Source organism: Ralstonia pickettii, assembly GCF_001699815.1.
Classification (GTDB): Bacteria; Pseudomonadota; Gammaproteobacteria; order Burkholderiales; family Burkholderiaceae; genus Ralstonia; species Ralstonia thomasii.
Map to the genome: position 1 here is coordinate 74,713 of NZ_MCGB01000113.1, position 25,357 is coordinate 100,069.

Consider the following 25,357-nt stretch of genomic DNA (forward strand, 5'->3'; position numbering starts at 1 on the left):
CCTGCCGCCGCTGTCAGGGAATCCTGACAGCGGCATGGCACATCCCGACGACCATCTCAGCGCTGCCTGATTTCGCGCAAACGCCGCGCCTCCGATACTGACCGTACGGACACCGGGCCTTGATGGAGCGCAGTGACCGGACACCCACCACCTCACCGAGGATGTGTGGTTCAAAGACCACAGACGCCTTCCGGAGCCGCCCCCATGATTCCGCGCACGATAGAGTCCCCTTCACCCGTCGAAACCCGCCAACTTCCCCAGCTCAGGCTCGTCCGCGACGCAACGCAGATCCGCCAGACAACACCCCTGATTCCCAGCAGCCAATGCACCAACTGCATGATGCACTGGGCCTGTATCGCGAGCGCTGTGCCATCGGCGCAACACGAACAACTGGATCGGATGGTGCACACCTGGCGCAAGATCGCCAAAGGCGAAGCCCTTTTTCGGGCGGGCGACGTGTTCCATGCGCTGTATGCCATCCGGTCCGGTTCGTTCAAAACCGTGGTATCGCACCCCAACGGCGCAAATCACGTCACCGGATTCCAATTGGCGGGCGAAACGCTCGGCCTCGACGGCATTGCCGCCGATCGGCACACATGCGACGCGATTGCGCTGGAGGACAGCACCGTGTGCTCCATGCCCTTCCATTGCATTGAGGACCTGTGCCAGGACATTCGTCCACTGCAACATCGCCTTCACCAATTGATGGCAGAAGAGATCGTGCGCGAGTCAGGGCTGATGCTGCTGCTCGCTGGGCTGAGTGCGGAAGCGCGTGTTGCCACCTTCCTGCTGAACCTTTCCACGCGCATGCAGGACCGGGGGTATTCCGCTACCAGCTTCACGCTGCGCATGACCCGGGAAGAAATCGGCAGCTACCTTGGCATGCAGCTCGAGACCGTCAGCCGTGCGCTGTCGAGGTTTCAGCGCGAAGGCTGGATCGTGGTGAGCGGCAAGAACATCGAGCTGACCGACAAGGCGGCACTGATGGAGCTTTGATCGCTCGGGGCGCCCCTCAAAAAACATGCCGCCCCGCTTTTCAGGTGGGGCGGCATGTTTTCTTTACTGCTTCATTACCTACGGCACGATCTGGAGATGATCGATGACTTCCGTCACTCCAGGTGCGGACCATGCCGCGCCCTTTGCCGCACGCCGCTCCGATGCGGAACCGATGTGGCCGCTGAGCGTGACCGTCCCGCCTTGAACGGAGACGCGAATGTGGTCGGCTTCACGCGCGGCATGCCGCTTGAGCGCCGCACCGATCTGCTCGGCAACATTGGCTGGCGCCACGCGCGCTTTGATCTGCAGCCGATTGATCAGGCCCGCCACACCACGCAACGATCCCACCGCATGCGCTGCCTGCTCGCTCTGGTAGGGCCAGTCCACCTCACCCGAGAGCGTCACCCAGCCGTTTTCGACCAGCACCTCGATGCGGTTGGACGGCAGGGTAACCTGCCATTCAAGCGCGGCGCGGGCCGCTTGGGCAACGTCTGCGTCCGTATGCGCTCCCGGCAGGCGGACTTCGATTTTCTGCACGACACCACGCACGCCAGCAACACGTTCGGCTGCATGCTCGGCAGCAAGCTTTTCCATGTAGCTGCGAACGTGGCCGGTCAGTGTCACCACGCCGTTGTCCACCTCCACACCAATTGCTGCGGCATCCACCGCAGGCTCCCAAAGCAGTTCGTCGTTGACGTCCTGTTTGATGCCCAGATCGCTTTTCATACTTTGCTCCTGCTGGATAGAGTCGCCTTGCTATGCCCAGCGGCGCTCACACGCTGTTTGGCAAGGCAGACAGCGCATGGCCGTCGGCTGGGCTTGCAGGCGTAAAAACGGAATCGCTTCGCCACAATCGACGCAGATACCGTAGCTGTGCTGCTGCATACGCTCGCGTGCAGCGTTCAGTTGCTCAAGCTCGCTTCGGTAGCGGACGAGCATGACGTCGTTCGTTTGTTCCCCTACCTCTTCATCGGCAAGATCCGCGTTCTCAAACGGCGCTTCACGCGGCACCGGCACAGTGGTTGGGCCCAGCGCCGACAACTGGCGCCGCACGCGTGCTTCCTGCTCGTCGAGCAAGCTCCTCAGCCGTTTCCATTGCGCCTCGGTAAAGCGGCTCATGCCACGTCTCCTTCAATGGATTCAACGTCCCAGCGGTGGGTTCGGCCTCAGGCTTCCGTTGGCGACAGCCAGGCCGGACGTTGCCTCGATTGCTCCCACCGGCCGGCAGTCTTCACCTGTTCGATGAAACCCGCGATCTCTTCTTGCGACAGCCCGCTGAGCACGTCACGCTGGAACAGCGCCAGCACCGGCGCCGGAATGGTGGCCGTGATGCGCATGATTTCTTCGACAGCACGGAACGCCCCGCGGGCCGCCATGACACAAATCACGGACAGGTGCGTGGACCCCGGCAGTTGGTCAGCCAGGAAGTCCCGCATGGGCGAAGCCAGGTGGCCCATCCAGATGGGCGCGATCACGATGACGTGTTCGACATCATCAAGCGGCGGACCTTCATAGCGATACTTGGCGCGCGCATGGAATACCGTTTCGAGGACGCAGCGCGCATCTCCCAGGAAGCCGGCGCGCGGATGCTCGTCCGTCACCTCGGCAAGCTGCCATCCGCTCTGCGCAGCCATCTGCTCGGCTACCTGACGTGCCGTGCCGGTGCGCGAGTAGTACACGATCAGCTTCTTTTCCATCTCGTACTCCAGGGATTTCGAAAGCAGTGGAAATGGCGGATTGCCTCTAGGAACCAACCCACATCTGGTCGACGACGGCGCGCACGCCTGGTGCATCCCATGCGGCCTCACGGGCGGCACGGCACTCGTTGAGGTTGCGCAGCGGCCCGTACAAGGTCACCGTGCCGTCCGCCACGGAAACATTCAGGCGCGACGCGTCAACTGCAGCCAGGCGTTGCAGTGCCTTTGCAATGCGATTGCTCAGATCCGCGGGGCCCGAGGCGGCGCGCAATGTCAGCGCATTGGCCACGGATTTCACGCCGCGCACTCTGCGCACCGTGTCCAGCGCCGCACGGCGCTGGAAGTCCTGGTCGACTTCACCGCGCAGCGTCACGGCGCCGCCCTCGACAGTGATCTGGACAGCATCCGGCGGCACCGATGCATTCCAATGCAACGCGCTGCTGATCGCCTGCGCAATCTCGCCATCCGGGCGCTCCATATCCGGCGGCATCCGCACATCCACATGGATGACAAGCGCGGTCACGCCGGCTACACGCCGGATCGCCTCTTCCGCGGCATGCTTGTCGGCGAACGTGTCGACGCCGCCGGAGAGCGTGACGACGCCATCCTTGGCCTGCACGGCAAAGCGACTGGCATCCACCGCCGGGTCCCATTGCAATTCTTCTTCGACATCGTGCTTGAGCTGGATATCGTTCTTCATCGTGATCTCCTCAGGTTCAATTGAGGTCGAGGCTCAGTGCGACATCAGCACCGGCACGGTCATCGTGTTCAGCAGGGTGCGCGTCACCCCGCCCAGTACGAGTTCGCGCAGGCGGCTGTGCCCGTAGGCCCCCATCACGATCAGATCGGCATTGAAGTCGGCCGCTCGCGAGAGCAGCAACTCACCCACGGCGGCATCGGAATCTGCGCAATCGGTCTCTTCCACCGTTGTATGAATACCGCGCGCATTCAGCGCACGCGCCACCTGACCCACCGTGGTTTCCTCGGCCCAGTGCTTTGGCTGCGTGCTTGTGATCTGCAGCACGTGCACATTGGTGCCCGTCATCATCGGCATGGCATCGTGCAGCGCACGGGCCGATTCGCGTCCGCCGCTCCAGGCCACCAGCACGCGCTGCGGCAATGCAGTGAAGTTGCCCGCATACGGCACAACCAGCACGGGGCGGCCCGACTCCAGGATCAGGGTCTCCACAAAGTCGCCGGCAATGAATTCATCCGGTTCATCGTGGTTCCGTTGCCCGACGACGAGAAGATCGGTCTCACGCGCTTCACGAAGTACGAGAGCCACGGGGTCGCCTTCCACTGCTCGCCACTCCGTTTCCACCGCAAGCTTCTCCGTCGCCAGGCGAAAGCGCGCGTGCACCGCATCCCGGATGCTGTCGCGCCGGATGCGGTCTTCCTCCAGATAGTGCGCAGCGTTCTCCATCATGTAGAACCAGCTGAGGCTTGGCGCAAAGCTCGCATAGATGCCGACGAGTTTGGCGCCGTGCGCCTGGGCATACTGGGCCGCAAGGTCAAGGCGGTGCATGGCGCGTTCGCTGCGGTCCAGATGCACCATCACACTGGCGTAGCTCATGGTCAGATCCCGAAGTCGTGTCAGAAGATGCGCTACCGGACTAGGCAATGACGGCGTTGCTTAGCGGTTCGGTAGGCGCGTGCGACGTTTCCGTCGGCTCCGCGCGGACGAGCAGCACCGGCAGTGTGCTCCGGCGCACAACGCTCTCGGCGACGCTGCCGAGGAACAACCGTTGGAAGCCGCGACGCCCGTGCGTGCCCAGCACCAGGGCTTGGGCGCCGACGTTGTGTGCCGCCTGTTCAATGGCAGTGCCGATATCGAAAGTGCCGATCGGGTCGTCAACCACGACGCTATGGACGTGCACACCTGCCTTTTCGGCCTTGGCACGCGCGTCGGCAACAATTTGATTGCCTTGTTTGACCAAGGCCTCGGTAAAGGCGCCGACATCGATATAGCCAACGTCGTACATCAGGTACGAGTTATCGATCACGTGGGCGATGACCAACTCCGAGCCGAGCTTTTGTGCAAGCTGGATTGCCTCGTCCAGCGCTCGGTCTGCCGTCGGACTGCCATCCACCGCTACCAGAATCCTGTCGTACATGATGTGCCTCCATCGAATCCGTCGTCGGCCCCAATCGGGGCTGCTGAATTCCATGTTGGACCACCAAGCGGATCACCCCTTGATTTACATCAGCGTTTGGCTCGCTGCAGCCTCACGCAATGCCAATTGATCTGCCTCAAGAGCCAGCGCGCAACGCTCGATAGACTCGTCCGCTATCCGCTGCCCCCGGGGTGCAGTCATGGAAAGCGCATGGCACCTTGTGCGAGATCAAACTTTGACACCGGCCCGTTCTTATAGTGAAAACGTACGCGCATCGGAGTTCAGCATGAGGGTCGATGAAATTTGTTCCCACCGCATCGTTCACGTCCAGGCGACGGCGACGCTGCAGCAAGCCGCCCGGCTGATGCGGGACGAAAGCGCCCGGGCGCTGCTTGTCACGGAACACGCCGCTGGGGGTTCTCGGGTGGTGGGCATCGTGACAGACCGGGACATGGTGGTGCACGGCCTTGCCAGCCGCAGCGACTGCAGCCAGACCGCCGTATCGGAAGTCATGACGCGCGGCCTTCTGACCATCCACGATGACGCCGTGATCAGCGAAGCCTTGCGCTCGATGCTGAGCCACGGCCTGCACCGTCTGGCGGTGGTCGATCGTCAGCAACGGCTGGTGGGCATGCTCAGCCTGGACGACACCATCCGCGCAATGGGTGGCGAATGGACCTTGCTGGCCGGCATTCTCGGTCGCGACAACGCTGGCCAGTCCCGCCAGCACGCGCCGTCCGATTTGATTCTCTAAGTGTTCACCCACCGTTCTTCAGGAGCGCTGTCATGTTTACCAATGTTGGAACCGCGGACCGCGCCGTCCGCATCCTGATCGGCATCGCCATGATCCTGCTGGCATTTTTTGGCAAGGTGCCAGCATGGGTTGGCTGGCTGGGGCTGATCCCTCTGGTGACCGGCCTGATCCGCATGTGCCCGCTCTATTGGGTGCTGGGCATTGGGCGGCATTGACCAGGCGACAAGCCAGAACACCGCCCAGCTGGACAGAAGCATGGTCAGCAGACCAGCGGTGACCTTACCGGCAAAAGCGCGGCCTCCGCTGATGGCCACGACAATCTTCGAGAACGTGTTGGCTGTCAGCGCAAGCATCACCAGCGCGCCTGCCGTCGGCGTCTGCAACGTGTGGCTGGCAACCTGCGTTGCGATCGAAGCGGTCGCGGCATGGACATCGGCAAACGCCCCAAACACGGTGACAGCCACCACCGCCGCTGTCCCGAACCATGTGCGCGCGGCAGCTGCGGCAAGCAGCAAGGCAGCCGTCCACAGCGCAAAGCCGATTGCGACGCGCCAGTTGATGGATGACACCGAACTCTCCGGCGCCTCCTGGAGCGGCTCGTTGGCGCGCCATATCCAGAGCGCCGACCATGCCACGGTCGCCATCATGCCCACCGCCAGCGGAGCCGCCAGCACGCGCAACAAGTCGATGTTGATGGCAGCGATCAGCAGCAGCATCTGCACCAGCGTGGCGACATTGGACAGCAGCGCCGCGGCAACCGCACCATCAACGGGGCGATGGTCCCGCCGCACGCGTGCTGCCACGGCCGTGATCGTGGCCACGCTCGATGCAAACCCGCTGAACAAGCCGGCCAGCGGCAAGCCGATCCGCTCTCCAAACCATCGCGCAGCAAAATGGCCCGTGTTGCCTGTCAGCATGACAAGCAGCACAACCAGCCACAACGTGTGCGGGTTCCAGGCGTTCAGCGGCCCCAAGTTCCGGTCTGGAACCGCGGGCCAGATCAGCAATGCCGCCACGGCAAGGATCAGCAGATCGGCGAGTTCACGCTGGGTAATGACCGTGCGGGCAAACCGATGCAAACCCGCTTTGGCATAGAGCAGGACAAGTAAGACCGTGCCGAGGCCAGCCGTCATTTCGGGCTCGCTCACGGCATAGGCGCCTAACAGCGTGGTCGCGACCAGTGCGAATTCCGTCGTCACGCCAGGATCAACATTGGCCGAATGGTGATAACCGACCGCCGCCAACACCGCGACCGTCAGCAGCACCGTGGGCACGGCAAATGGTATTGGCAGGCTTGCCGCGATGGCACCCGCCAGCGCCCCGATCGCAAACGTTCGCATGCCCGCTGGCAGCTCTGCGCTGTCGGCATGACTCCGCTCGCGCTCAAGGCCGATCGCCAGCCCCACGCCCAGGGCAACCGAGAAAGACAGCAGTGAAGACATTCAGTGGAGTCGAATGGCTGTTGCGTTGACCTGTTCAGTATTACGCGCGGCAACGCTTTCCGATTGATCTGGCGCAGTCGATGGTCGACTGCCGGGCGGTCATTCCACAGCACTGTTCCATACTGACCAGACACGCCAACCTCGGAGACAGCGATGCCTGAATCGATGCAGGCCATGGTGATGGAAGGTGCCGGAAAGCCATTGATCTGGCGTGATGTGCCTATGCCCACGCCTGGGCCCGGTGAGGTCCGGATCGCGGTGTCCGCGTGTGGCGTCTGCCGTACGGACCTCCATATCGTAGACGGTGAACTGACCACCCCAAAACCCTCCCTGATTCCCGGCCACGAAATCGTAGGCATCGTCGAGTCATGCGGCGAAGGCGTGACGGCGCCCACCCCGGGCGAGCGCGTTGGCGTGCCGTGGCTCGGCTGGACGTGCGGCGTCTGCCCGTACTGCCTGCACGGGCGCGAAAACCTGTGCGACCACCCTGCCTTCACCGGCTACACGCGCGATGGCGGCTATGCGCAATACGCCGTTTGCGACGCCCGGTACTGCCTGCCGATTCCCGCGCGGTACGACGACGCCCACGCCGCGCCGCTGCTCTGTGCGGGGCTGATCGGCTACCGCACGCTGCGCATGGCCGGCGATGCACGCAGGATCGGCATCTACGGCTTTGGCGCTGCGGCCCACCTCATCACGCAGATCGCCGTGGCGGAGCAGCGCGAGGTCTTCGCCTTCACCCGCACCGGTGACACTGCGGCTCAACATCTTGCGCTGGACACCGGTGCCAGTTGGGCAGGCGCCAGCGACACCCCCGCACCGGAACAGCTCGACGCCGCGTTGATCTTCGCGCCCATCGGCGCGCTCGTGCCGCAGGCGCTGCAGGCCGTGGTCAAGGGCGGCTCGGTGGTTTGCGGCGGCATTCACATGAGCGACATCCCGGCATTTCCGTACCGGTTGCTATGGGAAGAGCGCAAGCTTGTCTCCGTCGCAAACCTGACGCGGGCCGATGGACTCGCGCTCATGCGCATCGCGGCGGAAGTCCCGTTGCGGGTGCACGTCACGCCCTATCCGCTGCAAGACGCCAACACCGCCTTGGAAGACCTCCGCGCCGGACGCGTGGCGGGCGCTGCCGTCCTGCAGGTGCCGTCGAAAGACCTTTGACGCGCATCAACAGCCCACGCGCCACGCTGTCTACGCTGGTTACACGCGGTGCCCGACTGCGCAACGCCTTGGAGACCACCATGTACCAACGAATCCTGCTCGCCGTCGACGGCAGCCACGCGTCCTACCTCGCGCTGCACCAAGCCATTGTGGTCAGCAAGGCGACGGGCGCGGAAGTCGAAGCCCTCTTCGTTGCCGATAGCAGCGACATCACCTTCGACATGGTTGGATCTGACTCGATTGCCTACGCCAAGCAGGTCGCCGGCTACGGCCGCGACACGCTTGCCGAGGTATCGAAGAAGCTGGATGCCGCAGGCGTCAAACATTCGACCAAGCTGCTCGAAAACTCCATTGCGCCCGGGCAGATCTCCGCAACGATCGTCGCAGAAGCCAACGAGACCGCAACCGACCTGATCGTGCTCGGCACACATGGCCGGCGTGGGCTCAAGCATCTGGTGCTCGGCAGCGTGGCCGAAGGCGTGGTCCGCAAGACCAACAAGCCGGTATTGATGGTGCGTAGTGAGGTCGAGGAATAAAGAACATCCATTGAGCGCTGCCCTCGCGGGTGTGTTCGGAGGCACTCGGCTGCCATTCCGTGCGCAACGACACGCGCAATCCGATCCGCCGGCTGGATGAGGCTCTCAAACCGCTGACCGACCCCGCACCGCTGGCCATGGTGATGCGTTTTGACGACAGTGTTGCCGTGCTGAACTTACGGGTCGCCGGCCGAACCGAGCACTTCTGAGACGCGCGCTGGACGCTCGCCCGGCAAGTCCGCACAGCCCGTGCAGGGGCCCGCTGCGCCGTGCACGTGCGGATTCGCGAGCTGTCTATCGTGCGTGAAGCCGGCCCAAAAACAGGTGACGGACGTGACCCTCAAGGCCGCGAAGCCGCCCGGACCATGGCCGGATGAGGGTTGGGATTTGCTTGTGCATTCACAAACGCATTGCATAGACTCACCTTTCAAGGAATCCCTTATAGGCAAACGCATCATGTGTCGCTGGCTGGCGTATTCAGGCAATCCCATTCAGATGGAGACAGTGCTGTTCCGGCCGCGGCACTCGTTGATCGACCAGAGTCTGCGCTCCCGCCTTGGCGGCGAGACGACCACCAACGGCGACGGTTTCGGCATCGGGTGGTACGGCCGTTACTCTGAAGTGCCCTTTCGATACCGCTGCCTGCATCCCGCGTGGAACGACACCAACCTGCGTGAAGCCGCCCGCGCCATCCGCTCGTCGATGTTCATCGCCCACGTGCGAGCGGCCACCGACACCCCGGCGCAAGAGACCAACTGCCATCCGTTCCGCTACGGCCGGTGGCTTTTTGCGCACAACGGGTTGATCCGCGAATACCCATTGCTCCGCCGCGCGCTGATGATGGAAGTGGCGCCGGAGCTGTTCCGCTGGATCGAAGGCTCGACCGATTCCGAGATCATGTTTTTCCTGGCGCTGTCGTTCGGGCTCGACCGCGACCCGCGCGGCGCGCTCGAACAGATGGTCGGGCTGATCGAAGACATCGGCCGCCGCCACGGCGTCGAATACCCGCTAAACATGACGGTCTGCGCGACGGACGGCGTTCAGATCGTGGCTGCGCGCTACTCCAGCGAGGGCGAATCGCGCTCGCTGTTCCATAGCACGTCGTTCAGGCATCTGCACCAGCTCTATCCTGACAGCGCCGCGATTGAAGACGCCGGCGACGACGCCTTCCTTGTGCTGTCCGAACCGCTTGTCGACCTGCCCGGCGCATGGGCCGAGATTCCCGAAGAGACCGTCGTGATCGTCAAGGGCGGCGTGGTCGAGCACCACCGTTTTGTCCCGCGCAAGCCCGGCCCCACGGGCTTCGACCTGCCCGCCAACCAGGCTTCTTATGGGCGCGAGGCGGGCTGATCGCCCTGCCGCAGGGGTGATACAAGCATCACCCCACTCTTTTTCCCCCTCCGCTGAAACCTCCTGACAAAACGCTGTCAGGAGCCTTGCGTTAGGCTCCCGCCCACGACTTGTTCCGTAGACAAACCGGATCTTGATAATCCGCTACAGTTTACGGCTCGAATTCTGATTGCCGGCGCAGCGGCCGATGCTTTAGCCCCGCCGGCATGCCCCCTTACCTCCAAGCTCCAAGGAACGCCCTCCATGTCCTCCGGTGTCATTCGCCTGCGCGGAGCCCGTCAGCACAATCTCAAAAACCTCGATCTGGACCTCCGTACGGGCGAAATGACCGTCGTGACCGGCCCGTCGGGCTCCGGCAAGTCCAGCCTCGTTTTCGACACGCTCTACGCCGAAGGCCAGCGCCGCTACGTCGAGACCTTCAGCGCCTATGCGCGTCAGTTCCTCGACCGCATGGACCGGCCGCAGGTCGAGCACGTCGAAGGCGTGCCGCCCGCCATCGCCATCGACCAGACCAACCCCGTGCGCAGCTCGCGCTCGACGGTCGGCACGATGACGGAACTGAACGATCACCTGAAGCTGCTGTTTGCGCGCGCCGCCCAGCTGTTCGACCGCGACACCGCGCTGCCGGTGCGCCACGACACGCCGGAAACGATCTACGACGAGCTGCTCTCGCGCACGCGCGATGGCGATCCACGCCTGGTGGTGACCTTTCCCGTCGAACTGCCCGCCAATACGAGCCCTGAAGAAGTCACGCAATGGCTGTCGGTCAGCGGCTATACGCGCGTGCAGGCCGAGCGCGTGGTGGAGTCCTCCACGGGCAAGCGCAAGCTGCTCGATGTGGTGGCCGACCGCTTCCGTCTGCAGGGCACCGAGCGTGCCCGCGCGCTGGAGGCCATTGAGTCGTCGCTCAAGCGCGGCGGCGGGCGCGTCAGCGTGTATGTCTTGCCGGCCGATGAAGGTGCGGAGCCGACCATCTGGCGCTTTTCCACCGGCCTGCACTGCCCCGAAAGCGACCTGCGCTACGCAGACCCGCAACCCGCTCTCTTCTCGTTCAATTCCGCTTATGGCGCGTGCGATACCTGCCGTGGTTTCGGCCGCGTGATCGGCGTCGATCTTGGACTGGTGATTCCGGACGAGCGCAAGACGCTGCGCGACGGTGCCATCAAGCCGATGCAGACGCCGGCCTGGAAGGAATGCCAGGACGATCTGATGCGCTATGCCGCCGCAGCCGACATCCCGCGCGGCACGCCGTGGACAGAGATGACCGAAGCCCAGCGCAACTGGGTCATCAATGGAGACCCGGCCTTCAAACGCGGCGGCTGGAACAAGCAGTGGTACGGCGTGCGCCGCTTCTTCGACTACCTGGAGTCGAAGGCCTACAAGATGCACATCCGCGTGCTGCTCTCCAAGTACCGCAGCTACACGACCTGCGAAACCTGCGGCGGTGCACGACTGAAAACCGAGTCGATGCAGTGGCGCCTGGGCACCAAGGAAAACGCCGACGCCGTGCTCGCACCCGAACACCGCTTCATGCCGCGCGGCGTGGCCTGGAGCCGCACCCAGCTCGAAGCCTTGCCCGGGCTGACCGTGCACGACCTGATGCTGCTGCCGATCGAGCGCATCCGCCGTTTCTTCGATGAACTGACGCTGCCGTCCACACTGCTCGACGACGCGCTCAAGCTGCTGCTGGACGAGGTGCGCACACGGCTGGCGTATCTGTGCGACGTGGGCATCGGCTACCTGACGCTCGATCGCCAGAGCCGCACGCTGTCGGGCGGGGAAGTGCAGCGGATCAACCTGACGACGGCGCTGGGCACATCGCTCGTCAACACGCTGTTCGTGCTGGATGAACCCAGCATCGGCCTGCACCCGCGCGATCTGGATCGCATTGTCGAAGCCATGCAGCGCCTGCGCGACGCGGGCAACACGCTGGTGGTGGTCGAGCACGATCCGTCCGTAATGCTGGCTGCGGACCGCCTGATCGACATGGGGCCCGGCCCCGGCGAGCGTGGGGGCAACATCGTCTTTGACGGCACGCCTGCGGCCATCCGTCAGGCCGATACGCTCACGGGCGCGTATCTGTCGGGGCAGCGCCGCGTGGCCGACGCCACGGATTGGCAGGCGCGCCCCGTCACCGACGCCACGCCGCGGCTGGTGCTCGAAGGCGCGTCGGAACACAACCTGCGCGATGTCACGGTGGAAGTTCCGCTGCAGCGCCTGGTGTGCGTGACCGGCGTGTCCGGCTCGGGCAAATCGACGTTGATCCAGGACGTGCTGCACCCGGCGCTGGCGCGGCATTTCGGCAAGGCAACGGAATCGCCCGGCGCATTCCGCGCCTTGCGCGGTGCCGATCAGATCAGCGACGTGGTGTTCGTTGACCAATCCCCGATCGGCAAGACCGCGCGTTCGAACCCGGCCAGCTACGTTGGCGCGTTTGATGAAATCCGCAAGCTGTTTGCCAAGGCGCCGATGGCGCTGCAGCGCGGCTACACGGCCGGCACGTTCAGCTTCAACTCGGGCGACGGCCGTTGCCCGACCTGCGGCGGCTCGGGCTTCGAGCACGTCGAGATGCAGTTCCTCTCCGACATCTACCTGCGCTGCCCGGATTGCGACGGCACGCGCTATCGCGCCGAAATCCTGGAAGTGAAGCTGCCGCGTGCCGGCCGCGCATTGTCCGTGGCCGATGTGCTGGAACTGACGGTGAGCGAAGCCGCCAGCGTGTTCGCCGAAGACGCCGACGTGCTGCGCGTGCTGCAACCGATCGTCGACGTGGGCCTGGAATACGTGAAGCTTGGCCAACCGGTGCCGACGCTCTCCGGCGGCGAGGCCCAACGCCTGAAGCTGGCGGGCTTCCTGGCCGAAGCCGCGCAGGCCGCCCAGGCCGCGGCGCGCAAGCGCGTCAAGCAGGACGTGCCCGCCAACGCCGGCCGCCTGTTCATGTTCGACGAGCCCACCACGGGCCTGCACTTTGACGACATCGCCAAGCTGATGCGGGCGTTCGGCAAGCTGCTCGACGCCGGGCATTCGCTGATCGTGATCGAACACAACCTCGACGTGGTGCGTGCGGCGGATTGGATCATCGACCTCGGCCCCGAGGGCGGCGACGCCGGCGGCCTGCTGGTCTGCGCCGGCACGCCTGCGCAGGTCAAAGACTGCGCTGCATCGCACACGGGCGCCGCGCTCAAGCAATACGAAGCCAGCGTTGGTCAGCCGGAAGCCATCGAAGGCGTGCCGCTGCAGACGGCACTGGCCGAGCGCCGCGCCAAGCGCGCTGCGCTGGCGGAAGTCCAGGGCGAAAACGTCGTGCGCATCGTCCACGCCCACGAGCACAACCTCAAGGGCCTGAACGTCGACATTCCGCACGGCAAGTTCAACGTGGTGACGGGCGTATCGGGTTCGGGCAAGTCGACGCTGGCGTTCGACATCCTCTTCCACGAGGGGCAGCGACGCTATCTTGAATCGCTCAACGCGTATGCACGTTCCATCGTGCAGCCCGCGGGGCGGCCGGAAGTCGATGCCGTCTATGGCATTCCGCCCACCGTGGCGATTGAGCAGCGCCTGTCGCGCGGCGGCCGCAAGAGCACGGTGGCGACCACGTCCGAGGTGTGGCACTTCCTGCGACTGCTGTATGTGAAGCTCGGCGTGCAGCACTGCATCCACGACGGCACGCCGGTGTCGGCGCAAAGCCCGGAGGCGATCTTTGCGCAGCTCATACGCGATCATCGCGGCCAGCACATCGGCCTGCTTGCGCCGCTGGTCCTGAACCGCAAGGGCGTCTATACCGACCTTGCCAAATGGGCCAAGGCCCGCGGCTATACGCATCTGCGCGTCGATGGCGAATTCCTGAGCGTCGACCCGTGGCCGCGCCTGGACCGCTTCCGCGAGCACACGCTGGAACTGCCCGTCGGCGACATCGTTGTCTCGCCGGAAAACGAGGCCGCGCTGCGTGCGTTGCTGGAGCAGGCGCTGGAGTACGGCAAGGGCATCATGCACGTGCTCGCGCCGCTGGATGGCCTGCAGAGCGCCATGCACAAGGGCGGCACGGCGCACGTGGGCAGCGTCAAGGTCTTTTCGACCAAGCGCGCGTGCTCGACCTGCGGCACCAGCTACCCCGAGCTGGATCCGCGCATGTTCTCGTACAACAGCAAGCACGGCTGGTGCGCGAGCTGCGTCGGTACCGGGCTGGCGCTCACGCGCGAACAGCGCGCCGCGTTTGACGACACCGTGCTCGGCGGAGACGATCGCGGCCGCGAGCAGACGCTTCCTTCAGAGGAAGTCGATCCCGAAGGCATGACCGACCTGCCCTGCCCGGATTGCAACGGCACGCGCCTGAACCCGACGGCGCGCGCCGTCACCTTTGCCGACAGGCCCATCGTCGACATTGCGCAGTGGACGGTCAGCCAGACCCGCCGCTGGGTCGAGGGCCTGGACCTGACCGGCCGGGACGCCGACATCGCCCGCGATGTGGTGGCCGAGATTCACAGCCGCCTGTCGTTCCTGGAGGAAGTCGGCCTGGGCTACCTGAGCCTGGATCGCGCCGCGCCAAGCCTGTCGGGCGGTGAAGCCCAGCGTATCCGCCTGGCTGCGCAACTCGGCAGCAACCTGCAAGGCGTGTGCTACGTGCTGGATGAGCCGACCATCGGCCTGCATCCGCGCGACAACCAGATCCTGCTCGACGCGCTGCGCAAGCTGGGCGACAAGGGCAACACGCTGGTGGTGGTCGAGCATGATGAAGACACCATCCGCCGGGCCGACCACATCATCGACATCGGCCCGGGTGCCGGCAAGCGCGGCGGCACGCTGGTTGCGCAAGGCGGCGTGCAGGATCTGGCCGCGCAGCCGGATTCGCTCACGGGCCGGTTCCTGTCGCAGCCGATCGAGCATCCGCTGCAGCCCCGCCGCCAGGTGGTTGCGCCGCGCGGCGGCACGCAGGCGGTGCCGGAGCAATGGCTGACGGTGCACGGCGCCAAGCTGCACAACCTGCGCAACGTCACCGCGACGATGCCGCTGTCGCGTCTGGTGGCGATTACGGGCGTTTCGGGCTCGGGCAAATCGACGCTGGCGCGTGATGTGTTGATGACGAACCTGCTCGATGCGGTCGGCCGTTCGGTGCTGTCTTCGCCGGCTACGCGGCGCGCACGCAAAGCCGCGCAGGCAGAGGCGCCAGAGGCGAAGATGCCGCGCAAGCTCGACGTCAAACACGACTGGCACGGCTGCGACAGCGTCATCGGCTGGGAAACCATCGACCGCGTGCTGGAAGTCGACCAGACGCCGATCGGCAAGACGCCGCGCTCCTGCCCCGCCACGTACATCGGCGTGTGGGACACCATCCGCAAGCTCTTTGCCGACACACTCGAGGCGCGGGCACGCGGCTACACCGCCTCGCGCTTCTCGTTCAACACCGGCGACGGCCGCTGCCCTGCCTGTGAAGGCCAGGGCGTGCGCACCATCGCCATGAGCTTCCTGCCCGACGTGAAGGTCGGCTGCGACGTCTGCCACGGCCAGCGCTTCAATGCAGAAACGCTGGCCGTCACCTGGCGCGGCAAGAACATCGGCGATGTGCTGACCATGGAGATCGACGAAGCGGTCGAATTCTTTGGTGCGATGAACAGCATCGCCCACCCGCTGCAGTTGATGAAGGACGTGGGCCTCGGCTACCTGACGCTGGGCCAGCCCTCGCCCACGCTGTCCGGCGGCGAGGCGCAGCGCATCAAGCTTGTCACCGAGTTGTCCAAGGTGCGCGACGACGTGACGCGCCGCGGCCAGAAGCCGCCCCACACGCTCTACGTGCTGGACGAGCCGACGGTGGGCCTGCACATGGCCGACGTGGCCAAGCTCATTCGCGTGCTGCATCGCCTGGCGGACGGTGGCCACAGCGTGATCGTGATCGAGCACGACCTTGATGTGATTGCCGAGGCGGACTGGATTCTCGATCTCGGCCCCGAAGGCGGCGATGAAGGCGGCACGATCGTCGCGGCTTGCGGGCCGGAGGCGTTGACGCGCGTGGCGGCCAGCCATACTGGCGCAGCGTTGGTGCCGGTGCTGGCGCGCGGCAAGCAGGTCGATCCGAGCAAGGAAGGCGAGACGGTCTAGCGTGGCGCGCGGCGGTCTCCGCCCAGGTGGAGACCGCCGGCGTGGGGCGCAAGCTTCATGTGGCGCCAGCAATCCTTTCGCTTTCCTGAGCAAACCCGGGCAGAAAGCCTGTCGGAGCTGGGTTTGCCCTAAAGAAGGGCGCCTCGCCGCCGTCACATTGTGGAGATTGTGAAGAAAGCGTTTGCGCGCGTCCGACCATGGCCACCTCGTCCACGAGCAACAACTACGTTCCGCCGATCTCCATTCCGGGCATCGGGACGAACATCGACGTCAACACCCTTGTCACGAAGCTGATCCAGGCGGAAAGCAAGGGCATGACGCTGCGGCAGACGCAGCAAAAGGCCTTTCAGGCGCAACTGTCGGCAGTCGGCTCGCTCAAAAGCGCGCTGTCGACCGTCCAGACCGCGATGGCGGCCCTGAACAACCCGGACACATTCACCGGCAACAAGGCCAGCGGGCACGACACGTCGATCCTCACGGCTTCGCTGTCCAATACGGCGCCGGCTGGCTCGTACCAAATCAACGTGACGCAGCTTGCGCAGGCGCAGGTGGTATCGGCCGCCGGGCAGGCGTCCAGCAAGACGCCCATTGGCGGCGGCACGCCCACCACCCTCACCTTTTCTTTTGGGAATGTCTCGGGCGGCAGCTTTGCCAATGGCAAATACACGGGCGCCACGTTCACGCAGAACGGCAACCAGGCCGGCGGCTCGATCACGATCGACCCATCGAACAACACGCTCGCCGGTATCCGCGACGCCATCAATAGCGCCAACCTTGGCGTCTCGGCCAGCATCGTCAACGACGGCAGCAGTTCGCCTTATCGGCTGGTGCTGACGTCCACTGCGGGCGGCGCCAATTCGGAGATGAAGATTTCCGTGTCGGGCGACCCGGCCCTGCAATCCCTGCTGAGCCACGACCCGGCCGGCACGCAGAACATGACCGAGGTCGCCACAGGCCGCAACGCGCTTGCCACTGTCAACGGCATCAGCGTGCAAAGCGCCACCAACACACTGACGGACGTGGTGGATGGCACGTCGTTCACGCTCGCCAAGACCGGCAGCACGACCGTGACGGTGGGCAGCGACGCGGGCCAGGCCAGCCAGTCGGTGCTGAACTTCGTCAAGGCGTACAACGCGCTGCGCATCCAGCTCAACGCGCTGACCAAATTCGATACCGCGAACGCCGCCAACAACGGCGCGCTGGCCGGCGACGTCAGCACGAAGGCGATGATCAACCAGCTGACAGACGTGCTGGGCCAGGGCATCGGCAACGGCGCGTTCCAGTCGCTCGGCAGCATCGGCGTGACGATGGACAAGGAAGGGACGCTGTCGATTGACGACCCCAAGCTGTCCGCGGCCCTGAAGAAATCGCCCAGCCAGGTGGCGGCCGTATTTGCCGGCACCGGCATGGCAACGGATTCGCTGCTGAAGGTCGCGTCGTTTTCAACGACCACGCAAGCCGGCAGTTATGCCGTCAACGTCACTCAACTGGCGACGCAGGGCTCGCTCAAGGGCTCGGCGGCCGCCAACACGACCATCCAGAGCGGCGTGAACGACAGCCTGTCGGTCACGCTCAGCGGCATCACGACCAACATCAAGGTGCCGGCCGGCAGCTATACCGCGTCGAGCCTGGCCGCGCAGATTCAAAGCCAGGTCAACGCGTCGCCAGACTTGCAGAGAGCCAAGGTGGAAGTCGCCATCGGCACCGATGCCAATGGCGTGCTGACGCTGACCGACAAGCAATACGGCTCGGCATCGACGGTGTCGGTGTCAGGAAACGGCGCCGCGTCGCTGCTCGGCGGCAGCCCGACGGCCACGGCCGGTCGCGATGTACAAGGCACCATCAGCGGGGCGGCCGCCACGGGTTCGGGCCAGAACCTCTACGGCGCCAGGGGCTCGGCCGTTGATGGCCTGACGGTGCAAGTGTCTGGCGGTGCATTGGGCGACCGCGGCACCGTCACCGTGCAGCGTGGCTACGCGGCGCAACTGCACACCGTGTCAGGCAACTTGCTGTCGAACAACGGCATGGTGCAGAACGCCAGCGACGCCATCAACAACTCCATCACCTCGCTCGGCAAGGAAATCGATCTGATGCAGAAACAGCTCGATGCCAAGCAGGCGCTGTATTACACACAGTTCAATGCGCTATCGAAGATGGTAGCCAGCATGACGAATACGAGCAATTACCTGACGACGCAGTTGGCGATATTGCAGAAGCAGCGGACGGGGGGCTAAAGGTGCCTTGAGTGCGCCTCCGCTGCAGCCAACCGCTTAGTTACTGCTGCGGCTTCCCCCATAGCGTGGTGAGGAGGGCTATGGCGAGTTTGTATTGCAGGTTCATGTGAGAGAGCTGACTGACTTAGGAAGTGGAAACGCAAGCGCATGAGGCACACCGCCTCAACGCGCGCGCGTGACCTGCAAACATCTGCGCTCGACCATCATTTCGCGCCGGTCTTGGCTGGCGGCGAGATGGGCTGATCACCGGATGTCTCGTCCGGGTCGCGGTAGCTGGTGTCAATGGTGTAGCCCTGAGCCTTCAGCTTTTGCTCGGCGTTGGCGCGCTCGGCATGCATCTGGCGTTGCAGGCCTGGAGAGAGGTCACGCCAGTGTGGGCGGTCCTGCTCATTGAACGCATTGCGCTAGAAGTTGGCGTAGCCCTCGAGCTTGATCTTGACGAAGTACGCGCACGGCTCATCCACCTTCATGCGCGTCGAGGCGAACTGAAGCGCGGCGAAGCATGGTTGATGAAGTTCGACGAGATCAACGAGCAGACGCACGAGATGTCCAGCGTCACGGCTCGCACGCAGTTCATCTCGTCGCTCACGCAGAGCGGGCACGTGGCCGAGGCATTGCCGTATCTGGATTGGCTGCGCGATGTCTACGCGCACGTTCGCACCACCGATTCGCACTTCCTGTACATGCGCGGCATCCCGTTTTTCCCGAGTTTTCTGGAAAACAGCCTGCCCATTCTCAAGGCAAACATGCGGGCCGAGGCGGTCGCTCGGCGGTATGGCGTGTTGTCGGAGCAGTTGGATGAGGAAGGCGAGGCGCAGCTTGGGCAGTGGCTGCAATCGTTGATGGTTGCAGCCGAACGCTGAGTTTGTCCCCGGAGATTGACGTACGACTGCGTTCTGTGTGAGCCTCAGTCGCCCATCGTTTTCAGGCCACCGGGAAAACGCAATGCAGGAGGCGCGCCGTGCCCGCCAGGAGTGGCCGGCAAGCGCGACTCACTCCCCACTACCTGGCGCCAGCACCTCACGCTGCCCATTCCGCCCCATCGGCGACACCAGCCCAGCCGCTTCCATCTGTTCGATGAGCCGCGCAGCACGGTTGTAGCCGATGCGCAGTTGCCGCTGCACGGAAGAAATCGACGCGCGGCGCGTGTTGAGCACGAACGCCGCCGCCTCGTCGTACAGCGGATCGGCTTCTGCCTCTCCACTTTCGCCACCGAACAAATCGCCGCTCGCGGCAGCTTCACCTGGATCACCGGCGAGGATGGCTTCGTCATATTCGGGCTCGCCAAACTGCTTCCAGTGTTCGACCACGCGGTGCACTTCTTCGTCGGCAACGAACGCGCCATGCACGCGTTGCGGATAACCCGTGCCCGGCGGCAGGAACAGCATGTCGCCCTGGCCCAGCAGCGATTCGGCGCCCATCTGGTCGAGAATCGTGCGCGAGTCGATCTTGGATGACACCTGGAACGCCACGCGCGTGGGAATGTTCGCCTTGATCAGGCCGGTGATGACGTCCACCGACGGCCGCTGCGTCGCCAGAATCAGATGGATGCCGGCGGCACGGGCCTTCTGCGCGAGGCGCGCGATCAGCTCTTCGATCTTCTTGCCAGCCACCATCATCAGGTCGGCCAGTTCGTCGATGACGACCACGATCAGCGGCAGCGTCGAGAGCGGCTCGGGCGCATCGGGCGTGAGCGAGAACGGATTCGGCACCTTACGGCCGGCCTGTTCCGCCGCGCGGATCTTCTGGTTGTAGCCGGCCAGGTTGCGCACGCCCAGCGCCGACATCAGGCGGTAGCGCTTTTCCATTTCGCCCACGCACCAGTTGAGCGCGTGCGCGGCCTGCTTCATGTCGGTGACGACCGGCGCGAGCAGATGCGGAATGCCCTCGTACACGGAGAGTTCCAGCATCTTCGGGTCGATCATGATCATGCGCACGTCGTCGGGCGTGGCCTTGTACAGCATCGACAGGATCATCGCGTTGACGGCCACCGACTTGCCGGAGCCCGTCGTGCCGGCCACCAGCAGGTGCGGGGCGCGTGCGAGATCGGTCACCACGGGGTTGCCGGTGATGTCTTTGCCCATAGCCAGCACGAGGTGCGACGCGTGCGACTGGAAATCCGCCGCATTCACGACTTCCGACAAGCGGATCATTTCGCGGTGGGCGTTGGGCAGCTCCAGCCCCATGCATGTCTTGCCTGGGATGGTCTCGACGACCCGGATGGACGTCACGCCCAGCGCACGCGCCAGGTCTTTCATCAGCCCGACCACCTGTGCGCCGCGCACGCCAATCGCCGGGTCAACCTCGAACCGCGTGATGACCGGGCCGGCCGATGCGCCAACGACCGTCACCGGCACTTTGAACTCCGCCAGACGCTGCGCGATCAGGTTGCTGGTCTCTTCCAGGTGCTCGGCGGAGACGGCTTCCGCGCTCGGGGATGCGGCGGTCAGCAATGCGGCACCCGGCAGGCGGTAGTCGATGATGCGTGGTATTGCAGGTGTGGCAGTTGGAGCGGGCGCAGGCGCTGCGGCGACGGCCGGTGCTGCGGCGCGCGACACCACCTCCCCCACCACGGCCGGCAAGACGATGCGCGGCTTAGGCGCAGGCATGACAGGCGCGACTTCCGGCTGCGCGGCCGGCTCGATGGACGGTGCTGCGGGCAGCGCTTCCGGCTCCGGCAGCGCTTCGGCAATCGGGGCGGCTTCGGCTTCCGCGATCGGTTCGGCAACCTCCGGGGCAGGCGTCGTTACGGGGGGCGCCATCAGGCCGCGCAGTTCGGCCAGGAGCGCTTCCGCCTCTTGGCGTACGGCATCCAGGTCGACAGTCGGGTTTTCTGCGACGGCGGCTTTCGCCTCCACCATCTCCGGCACCGTCGGCTCGACAAGGACAACCGGCTCGGCTGCGGGCACGACCTGCGGCGCAGGGGCTGCCAGGGCGGGCGTCTGCGTCTGCGTCTGCAGACCAAGTTGCGGTTGATGGAACGGGCTGCTGACGATGGTGGCGCGCGGTTTTGGGCGCGCCGGAGGCGCCTGCGGCGGAGTTGGCGGAGCTACAGGCGGCGCCTTGGCGGTTGCGGGCGCCTCTGCCGGCGTGCCCTTCTTTGCGTCGAGCAGCGGCCAGATTTCGCCAGGTTGCGGCGGCGACGGGCGCGTGCGCGGCGGCGGCTGCCATGCTGGCTGGCGGCGGGCAGACACGGCTTCGATGCCACGGTGCCGCACCGTCGGTTGTGCGGGGCCGGCATTACCGCTCCAGCGTGCCTCCCCTGCCCCACCCAGGCCGAGCGCAGTCGGCCTCAAGCCATCGTCAACAGGTTCGTCGTGGCGGGTGTCCGGTTCGGAAGACGCCTCGGGATCAGCGGCGCGACGGCGGTTGAACACCTGGCCCCACGATCGTCCGAACACCATGGGGGCGACCCAGATCAGCACGCCGAGCATCAGGAGAAACGCGCCCGTCCAGCCCAGCATGTGAGAGAACAGCGACGACAATGCGCGCCCGGCAGCACCGCCGGCCTTGTCCTGCGGGTCGGCGCCAGAAGTCAAGGCTTCAAGCGCGGCGCTGGCGCTCAGCGCGACGAGCGTCACCAGCCAGAGCCGCACGGTGCCTCGACCTTTGAGGAAGTCCCGCTCACCCGCCAGCGCGCGCGTCACATACCGCCACACCAGCGGCAGCAGCCACACGGTGGAAATGCCAAACCAGCCAAGCACCATTTCAAACGCCATCTACAAATGCCAGGCCGCGATTGTAGCGGGGCGCGCCACCGCCATGAGAATCGCCCGGCCGAAAAACACGCGGCCGGGCGTTCTGGCAACACGTTTCAGCGCAACGTGTCCGACGCAGTGGCGTGATCGGCGCGTCTGCGGGAACAGAAATCAGGCCGCAGTACTGGGCGCCGTCCCGCCGGGCTGCATCGGCACGGGGCGGGCCTGCTTGTCGTTGAGCAACGTCCACACGAGGATGGCGGCCACGATGTCGAACACGGCCAGCGCCACGAACAGCGGGTTGTAGCCGATGGTGGTTGCGAGCGTACCGACCGCCAGGGAGAACAGCATGCCGCCCATGTAACCCGACATGCCCGCCAGCCCCACGGCCGTGCCGACTTCATGCTTGCCGAACATGTCCGACGTGAGCGTGTATAGCGCGCCGGAGAGCGTCTGGTGCGCGAAACCGCCCACGCAGAACAGCGCAATCGCCGTGTATGGACTCGTCGCCAGTCCAATGCAGGCGGGGCCGATCATGCACAGGCAGCCCGTCACCATCACGAGCTTGCGCGACGTGACAAGCGACACCGAGAACCGCCTCTGGAACCATGGCGCCAGGTAGCCGCCCAGCACGCAGCCCACATCCGCCGCCAGGAACGGCAGCCACGCAAAGAGCGCGATCTCCTTCAGGTTCATATGGCGCTCGGTAGCCATATAGAGCGGAATCCAATAGTTGAACGTCTGCCACGCCGGCTCCGACAGAAAGCGCGGAATGGCGATACCCCAGAAGCGGCGGCCGCTGACGATCTTGCCCCATGAAGGCTTGGGCACGTTGGCGTCGTCGTCCGGCGTTTCCTGGCCGGCGCGGATGTAGTTGCGCTCTTCCTCCGACAGGCGATGGTGTTTGGCCGGCACGCGATACAGCAGGAACCACAGCACGCTCCACACCAGCCCGATGCCGCCGATCACGGCAAAGGCAAAGCGCCAGTTGCCGTGCAAAATGCACCAGACCACCAGAGGAGGCGCCACCACCGCCCCCACGGACGAGCCGATGTTGAACCAGCCGGTTGCAATCGACCGCTCCTTGGCCGGGAACCACTCCGCCGTTGCCCGCAGCGCCGACGGGAAACCCGCCGCCTCCGTCATCCCCAGCATCGCGCGGAACGCCGCCAGCGACAGCCAGCTGCCGGCCGTGCTGTGCAGCAGGCAGACCACCGACCACGCCGCCGCAAACAGCGCAAAACCCAGCTTGGTGCCCAGCACGTCGAGCACATAGCCCGCCACCGGCTGCATCACCATGTAGGCCGCCTGGAATGCCGCGACGATGTAGCCGTACTGCTGCGTGCTGATGTTCAGCACCTTGTTGACTTCAGGCGCCGCCACCGCCAGCGCATTACGCGCCAGGTAGTTCATGATCAGGCCGCTGAGTACGAGGCCGATGATCCACCAGCGCAAGCCTTTGATGGGTTTCATGTGTTGTCTCCTAAAGCCCCCGGTTCTTCTTGTGTGCGGGGCGTACTCGGTTTCAGAGGTGCAGGACGGGTTCCGGCAATCCAGTCACGCCCGGGCGCACGGCAAACGTGGCGCCCGAGAGCGGGTCGTCACCGATGCGGATCGACGTCACGAACAGGGTGTCCAGCCCGGGGCCGCCGAAGGCACACATGGCCGGTTTGGACGTAGGGATGGCGATGCTTCGATCAAGGCGGCCGTCTGGCGTGAAGCGATGCACAAACCCAGCATCGTTGCCGCAGATCCAGTAGCAACCATCGGCGTCCACGGCAGCGCCATCCGGACGCCCCGGGTACGCGTTCATGTCGATGAAAACGCGGCGGTTGTGCGGCGTGCCGGTGTCGATGTCGTAATCGAAGGCCCAGACCGTCTGGCGGCTTGCGTGCGAATCCGACAGATACATCGTCTTGCCCTCGGGGCTGAAGGCCAGGCCGTTCGGGACGATCAGGTCGTCGATGACGGCATCAACGCGCCCAGTGCGAGCGGCCGCCGCATCCAGGCGATACAGCTTGCCGAGCGGCAGGCCAAGCGAGGTGTCCAGCACCATCGTGCCGGCCCAAAACCGGCCTTGGCGATCGCAGCGACCGTCGTTGAAACGCATGTCAGGGCGCGCGTGCGCCACCGTGGCGAGGCGCTGCAGGGGCCCAAGCTCGATGCCGGGGCTGGGCGGTGGCGCGAGAAAGATGCCCGTTTCCATCGCCATCGCCCAACCGTTGGGCGCCATGGCTATACAGCCCGCCATCTCGGGCAGCGGCCAGTTGTTGGTCTGGCCGGAGAAGAAGTTCCAGCGCCACAGCGTGCGTCCCGGAATGTCCGTCCAGTACAGCGCCTGCTCACCCGCGTGCCAGACGGGGCTTTCGCCGACACCGCATTGCATGTTGCCAATCCGCTCGACTGCCGGCTCTACGTTCAGGTGCATTGCGTCAGTCTCCGAACGGGCCGGCTTTGACAAATGCACCGCCTTGATACTGCGCAGCCGGATCATCGGCAGGCAGCGGCGGCTGCGCTTCGACCTGCGCGCGGAAGATCTCGCTCGTCTGCGTAGGTGTGTAGCCGAGGTGCGCGGCGTGGCGGTTGTCCCACCAGCGGTCGCGGTTGTTCGACATGCCGTAGACCACGGTAAAGCCCACGTTCGGCACGAACAGCGCGCGGCGGATGAGCTGTTCGAGGTCGTCGTACCCGAGCCAGGTGACGAGCATGCGGCGGTCCTTCGCTTCGGCAAACGAAGAGCCGATGCGGATGGCAACCGTCTCGATGCCATAGCGATCGAAATAGAAGCTGGCGAGCTGTTCGCCAAACACCTTGCTCAGCCCGTAGTAGCCATCGGGCTTGGTGGGCACGGCGCTGTCGATCACCTCGCCCTGCTTGTAGAAGCCGATGGTGTGGTTCGAGCTGGCGAACACGATGCGCCGCACGCCATGACGGCGCGCCGCTTCGTACAGGTTGTAGGTGCCTGCGATATTGGCCGGCAGGATTTCTTCAAACGGCCGCTCGACCGATACGCCGCCCAGATGCACGATCGCATCCGTGCCAGCGACGAGCGCATCGACGGCTTTCGCGTCGGCAAGGTCGCACGGCACGATCTCTTCGCCGGTGCGCGCTTCACCAAGATTTGATATATCAGACAGGCGCAAAAAATCGGCGTACTTGGGCAACCGCTCGCGCAGCACCTTGCCGAGATTGCCGCCGGCGCCCGTGAGCAGCACGCGGTGGCAGCGTGTGGTCACGCCGTCGAGCGGGTCGTTTTGAATGTTCAATTCAGTCGTCATA

The 25,357-nt window shown here is 64.9% G+C and carries 21 protein-coding genes and 1 pseudogene; 10 read left to right on the forward strand and 12 right to left on the reverse strand.

Translation table 11 applies throughout. From position 1 onward, the window contains the following. The first annotated feature begins 204 nt into the window (after positions 1-204). Complete coding sequence (locus tag BEK68_RS24245; protein ID WP_012430422.1) at positions 205-996, forward strand: helix-turn-helix domain-containing protein; 792 nt, start codon at positions 205-207, stop codon at positions 994-996. Positions 997-1,074: 78 nt separating this feature from the next. Here BEK68_RS24245 and BEK68_RS24250 read toward each other — a convergent pair whose 3' ends face one another. From BEK68_RS24250 to BEK68_RS24275, 6 genes are read right to left on the reverse strand one after another with little or no spacing between them, the layout of a single operon-like run. Continuing rightward, entirely contained in the window at positions 1,075-1,722 is a 648-nt protein-coding gene (locus BEK68_RS24250) for a BON domain-containing protein (protein WP_004634010.1), read from the reverse strand. A 30-nt stretch (positions 1,723-1,752) separates the two neighbouring features. After that, the gene (locus BEK68_RS24255; protein WP_012430423.1) at positions 1,753-2,115 is read right to left on the reverse strand and encodes a TraR/DksA family transcriptional regulator; all 363 of its coding nucleotides are present in this window, start codon (positions 2,113-2,115) and stop codon (positions 1,753-1,755) included. Positions 2,116-2,162: 47 nt separating this feature from the next. After that, on the reverse strand, positions 2,163-2,693 hold the full coding sequence (locus BEK68_RS24260) for a flavodoxin family protein (protein WP_004634007.1): 531 nt from the start codon (positions 2,691-2,693) through the stop codon (positions 2,163-2,165). 46 nt (positions 2,694-2,739) lie between these two features. Continuing rightward, entirely contained in the window at positions 2,740-3,393 is a 654-nt protein-coding gene (locus BEK68_RS24265) for a BON domain-containing protein (protein ID WP_012430424.1), read from the reverse strand. 33 nt (positions 3,394-3,426) lie between these two features. Next, positions 3,427-4,266, reverse strand: coding sequence for a universal stress protein (locus tag BEK68_RS24270; RefSeq protein WP_004634004.1), 840 nt, complete (start codon positions 4,264-4,266; stop codon positions 3,427-3,429). Between the two features lie 40 nt (positions 4,267-4,306). Then, positions 4,307-4,807 (reverse strand): universal stress protein, encoded by a 501-nt coding sequence (locus BEK68_RS24275; protein WP_004634002.1) that lies wholly within the window; start codon positions 4,805-4,807, stop codon positions 4,307-4,309. 286 nt (positions 4,808-5,093) lie between these two features. On the opposite strand from BEK68_RS24275, the gene BEK68_RS24280 reads away from it, so the two are divergent. Then, positions 5,094-5,561 (forward strand): CBS domain-containing protein, encoded by a 468-nt coding sequence (locus BEK68_RS24280; RefSeq protein WP_004634000.1) that lies wholly within the window; start codon positions 5,094-5,096, stop codon positions 5,559-5,561. 89 nt (positions 5,562-5,650) lie between these two features. Next, the gene (locus BEK68_RS25880; RefSeq protein WP_370452732.1) at positions 5,651-5,776 is read left to right on the forward strand and encodes a YgaP-like transmembrane domain; all 126 of its coding nucleotides are present in this window, start codon (positions 5,651-5,653) and stop codon (positions 5,774-5,776) included. Between the two features lie 99 nt (positions 5,777-5,875). Here BEK68_RS25880 and BEK68_RS24285 read toward each other — a convergent pair. Further along, positions 5,876-7,003: pseudogene (locus BEK68_RS24285) on the reverse strand (MgtC/SapB family protein); the annotation flags it as partial. 153 nt (positions 7,004-7,156) lie between these two features. Here BEK68_RS24285 and BEK68_RS24290 point away from each other — a divergent pair. The 6 genes from BEK68_RS24290 to fliD all read left to right on the forward strand — a co-directional run bounded on the left by BEK68_RS24290 (position 7,157) and on the right by fliD (position 18,380). Further along, a complete protein-coding gene (locus BEK68_RS24290; protein ID WP_012430425.1) occupies positions 7,157-8,167 on the forward strand; it encodes a zinc-dependent alcohol dehydrogenase family protein in 1,011 nt (336 codons plus the stop codon). Positions 8,168-8,247: 80 nt separating this feature from the next. After that, on the forward strand, positions 8,248-8,703 hold the full coding sequence (locus tag BEK68_RS24295) for a universal stress protein (RefSeq protein WP_004633994.1): 456 nt from the start codon (positions 8,248-8,250) through the stop codon (positions 8,701-8,703). A gap of 59 nt (positions 8,704-8,762) precedes the next feature. Continuing rightward, positions 8,763-8,912, forward strand: a complete 150-nt coding sequence (locus BEK68_RS25885) for a hypothetical protein (RefSeq protein WP_170816407.1) — start codon at positions 8,763-8,765, stop codon at positions 8,910-8,912. 247 nt (positions 8,913-9,159) lie between these two features. Beyond that, positions 9,160-10,053, forward strand: a complete 894-nt coding sequence (locus BEK68_RS24305; protein ID WP_004633991.1) for a class II glutamine amidotransferase — start codon at positions 9,160-9,162, stop codon at positions 10,051-10,053. Positions 10,054-10,296: 243 nt separating this feature from the next. Further along, positions 10,297-16,146 (forward strand): excinuclease ABC subunit UvrA, encoded by a 5,850-nt coding sequence (gene uvrA, locus BEK68_RS24310; protein WP_012430426.1) that lies wholly within the window; start codon positions 10,297-10,299, stop codon positions 16,144-16,146. Positions 16,147-16,343: 197 nt separating this feature from the next. After that, entirely contained in the window at positions 16,344-18,380 is a 2,037-nt protein-coding gene (gene fliD, locus BEK68_RS24315) for a flagellar filament capping protein FliD (protein ID WP_012430427.1), read from the forward strand. Between the two features lie 203 nt (positions 18,381-18,583). Here the strand turns inward: fliD and BEK68_RS26425 are convergent, their stop codons facing one another. After that, positions 18,584-18,718, reverse strand: a complete 135-nt coding sequence (locus tag BEK68_RS26425; protein WP_015855746.1) for a hypothetical protein — start codon at positions 18,716-18,718, stop codon at positions 18,584-18,586. On the opposite strand from BEK68_RS26425, the gene BEK68_RS24320 reads away from it, so the two are divergent. Then, complete coding sequence (locus tag BEK68_RS24320; RefSeq protein WP_012430428.1) at positions 18,713-19,243, forward strand: hypothetical protein; 531 nt, start codon at positions 18,713-18,715, stop codon at positions 19,241-19,243. The genes BEK68_RS26425 and BEK68_RS24320 overlap by 6 nt on opposite strands. Positions 19,244-19,372: 129 nt before the next feature. Here BEK68_RS24320 and BEK68_RS24325 read toward each other — a convergent pair whose 3' ends face one another. From BEK68_RS24325 to BEK68_RS24340, 4 genes are all read right to left on the reverse strand, one after another. After that, entirely contained in the window at positions 19,373-22,099 is a 2,727-nt protein-coding gene (locus BEK68_RS24325) for an FtsK/SpoIIIE family DNA translocase (RefSeq protein ID WP_012430429.1), read from the reverse strand. 150 nt (positions 22,100-22,249) lie between these two features. Beyond that, complete coding sequence (locus BEK68_RS24330; RefSeq protein WP_004633984.1) at positions 22,250-23,551, reverse strand: MFS transporter; 1,302 nt, start codon at positions 23,549-23,551, stop codon at positions 22,250-22,252. A gap of 52 nt (positions 23,552-23,603) precedes the next feature. Then, positions 23,604-24,506 carry an SMP-30/gluconolactonase/LRE family protein gene (locus BEK68_RS24335; RefSeq protein ID WP_012430430.1) on the reverse strand — a complete coding sequence of 301 codons (903 nt, stop codon included), beginning with the start codon at positions 24,504-24,506 and terminating at the stop codon, positions 23,604-23,606. 4 nt (positions 24,507-24,510) lie between these two features. Continuing rightward, positions 24,511-25,356: an NAD-dependent epimerase/dehydratase family protein gene (locus BEK68_RS24340; protein WP_012430431.1), complete on the reverse strand. Its 846-nt coding sequence runs from the start codon at positions 25,354-25,356 to the stop codon at positions 24,511-24,513. Between the last annotated feature and the right edge of the window lies 1 nt (position 25,357).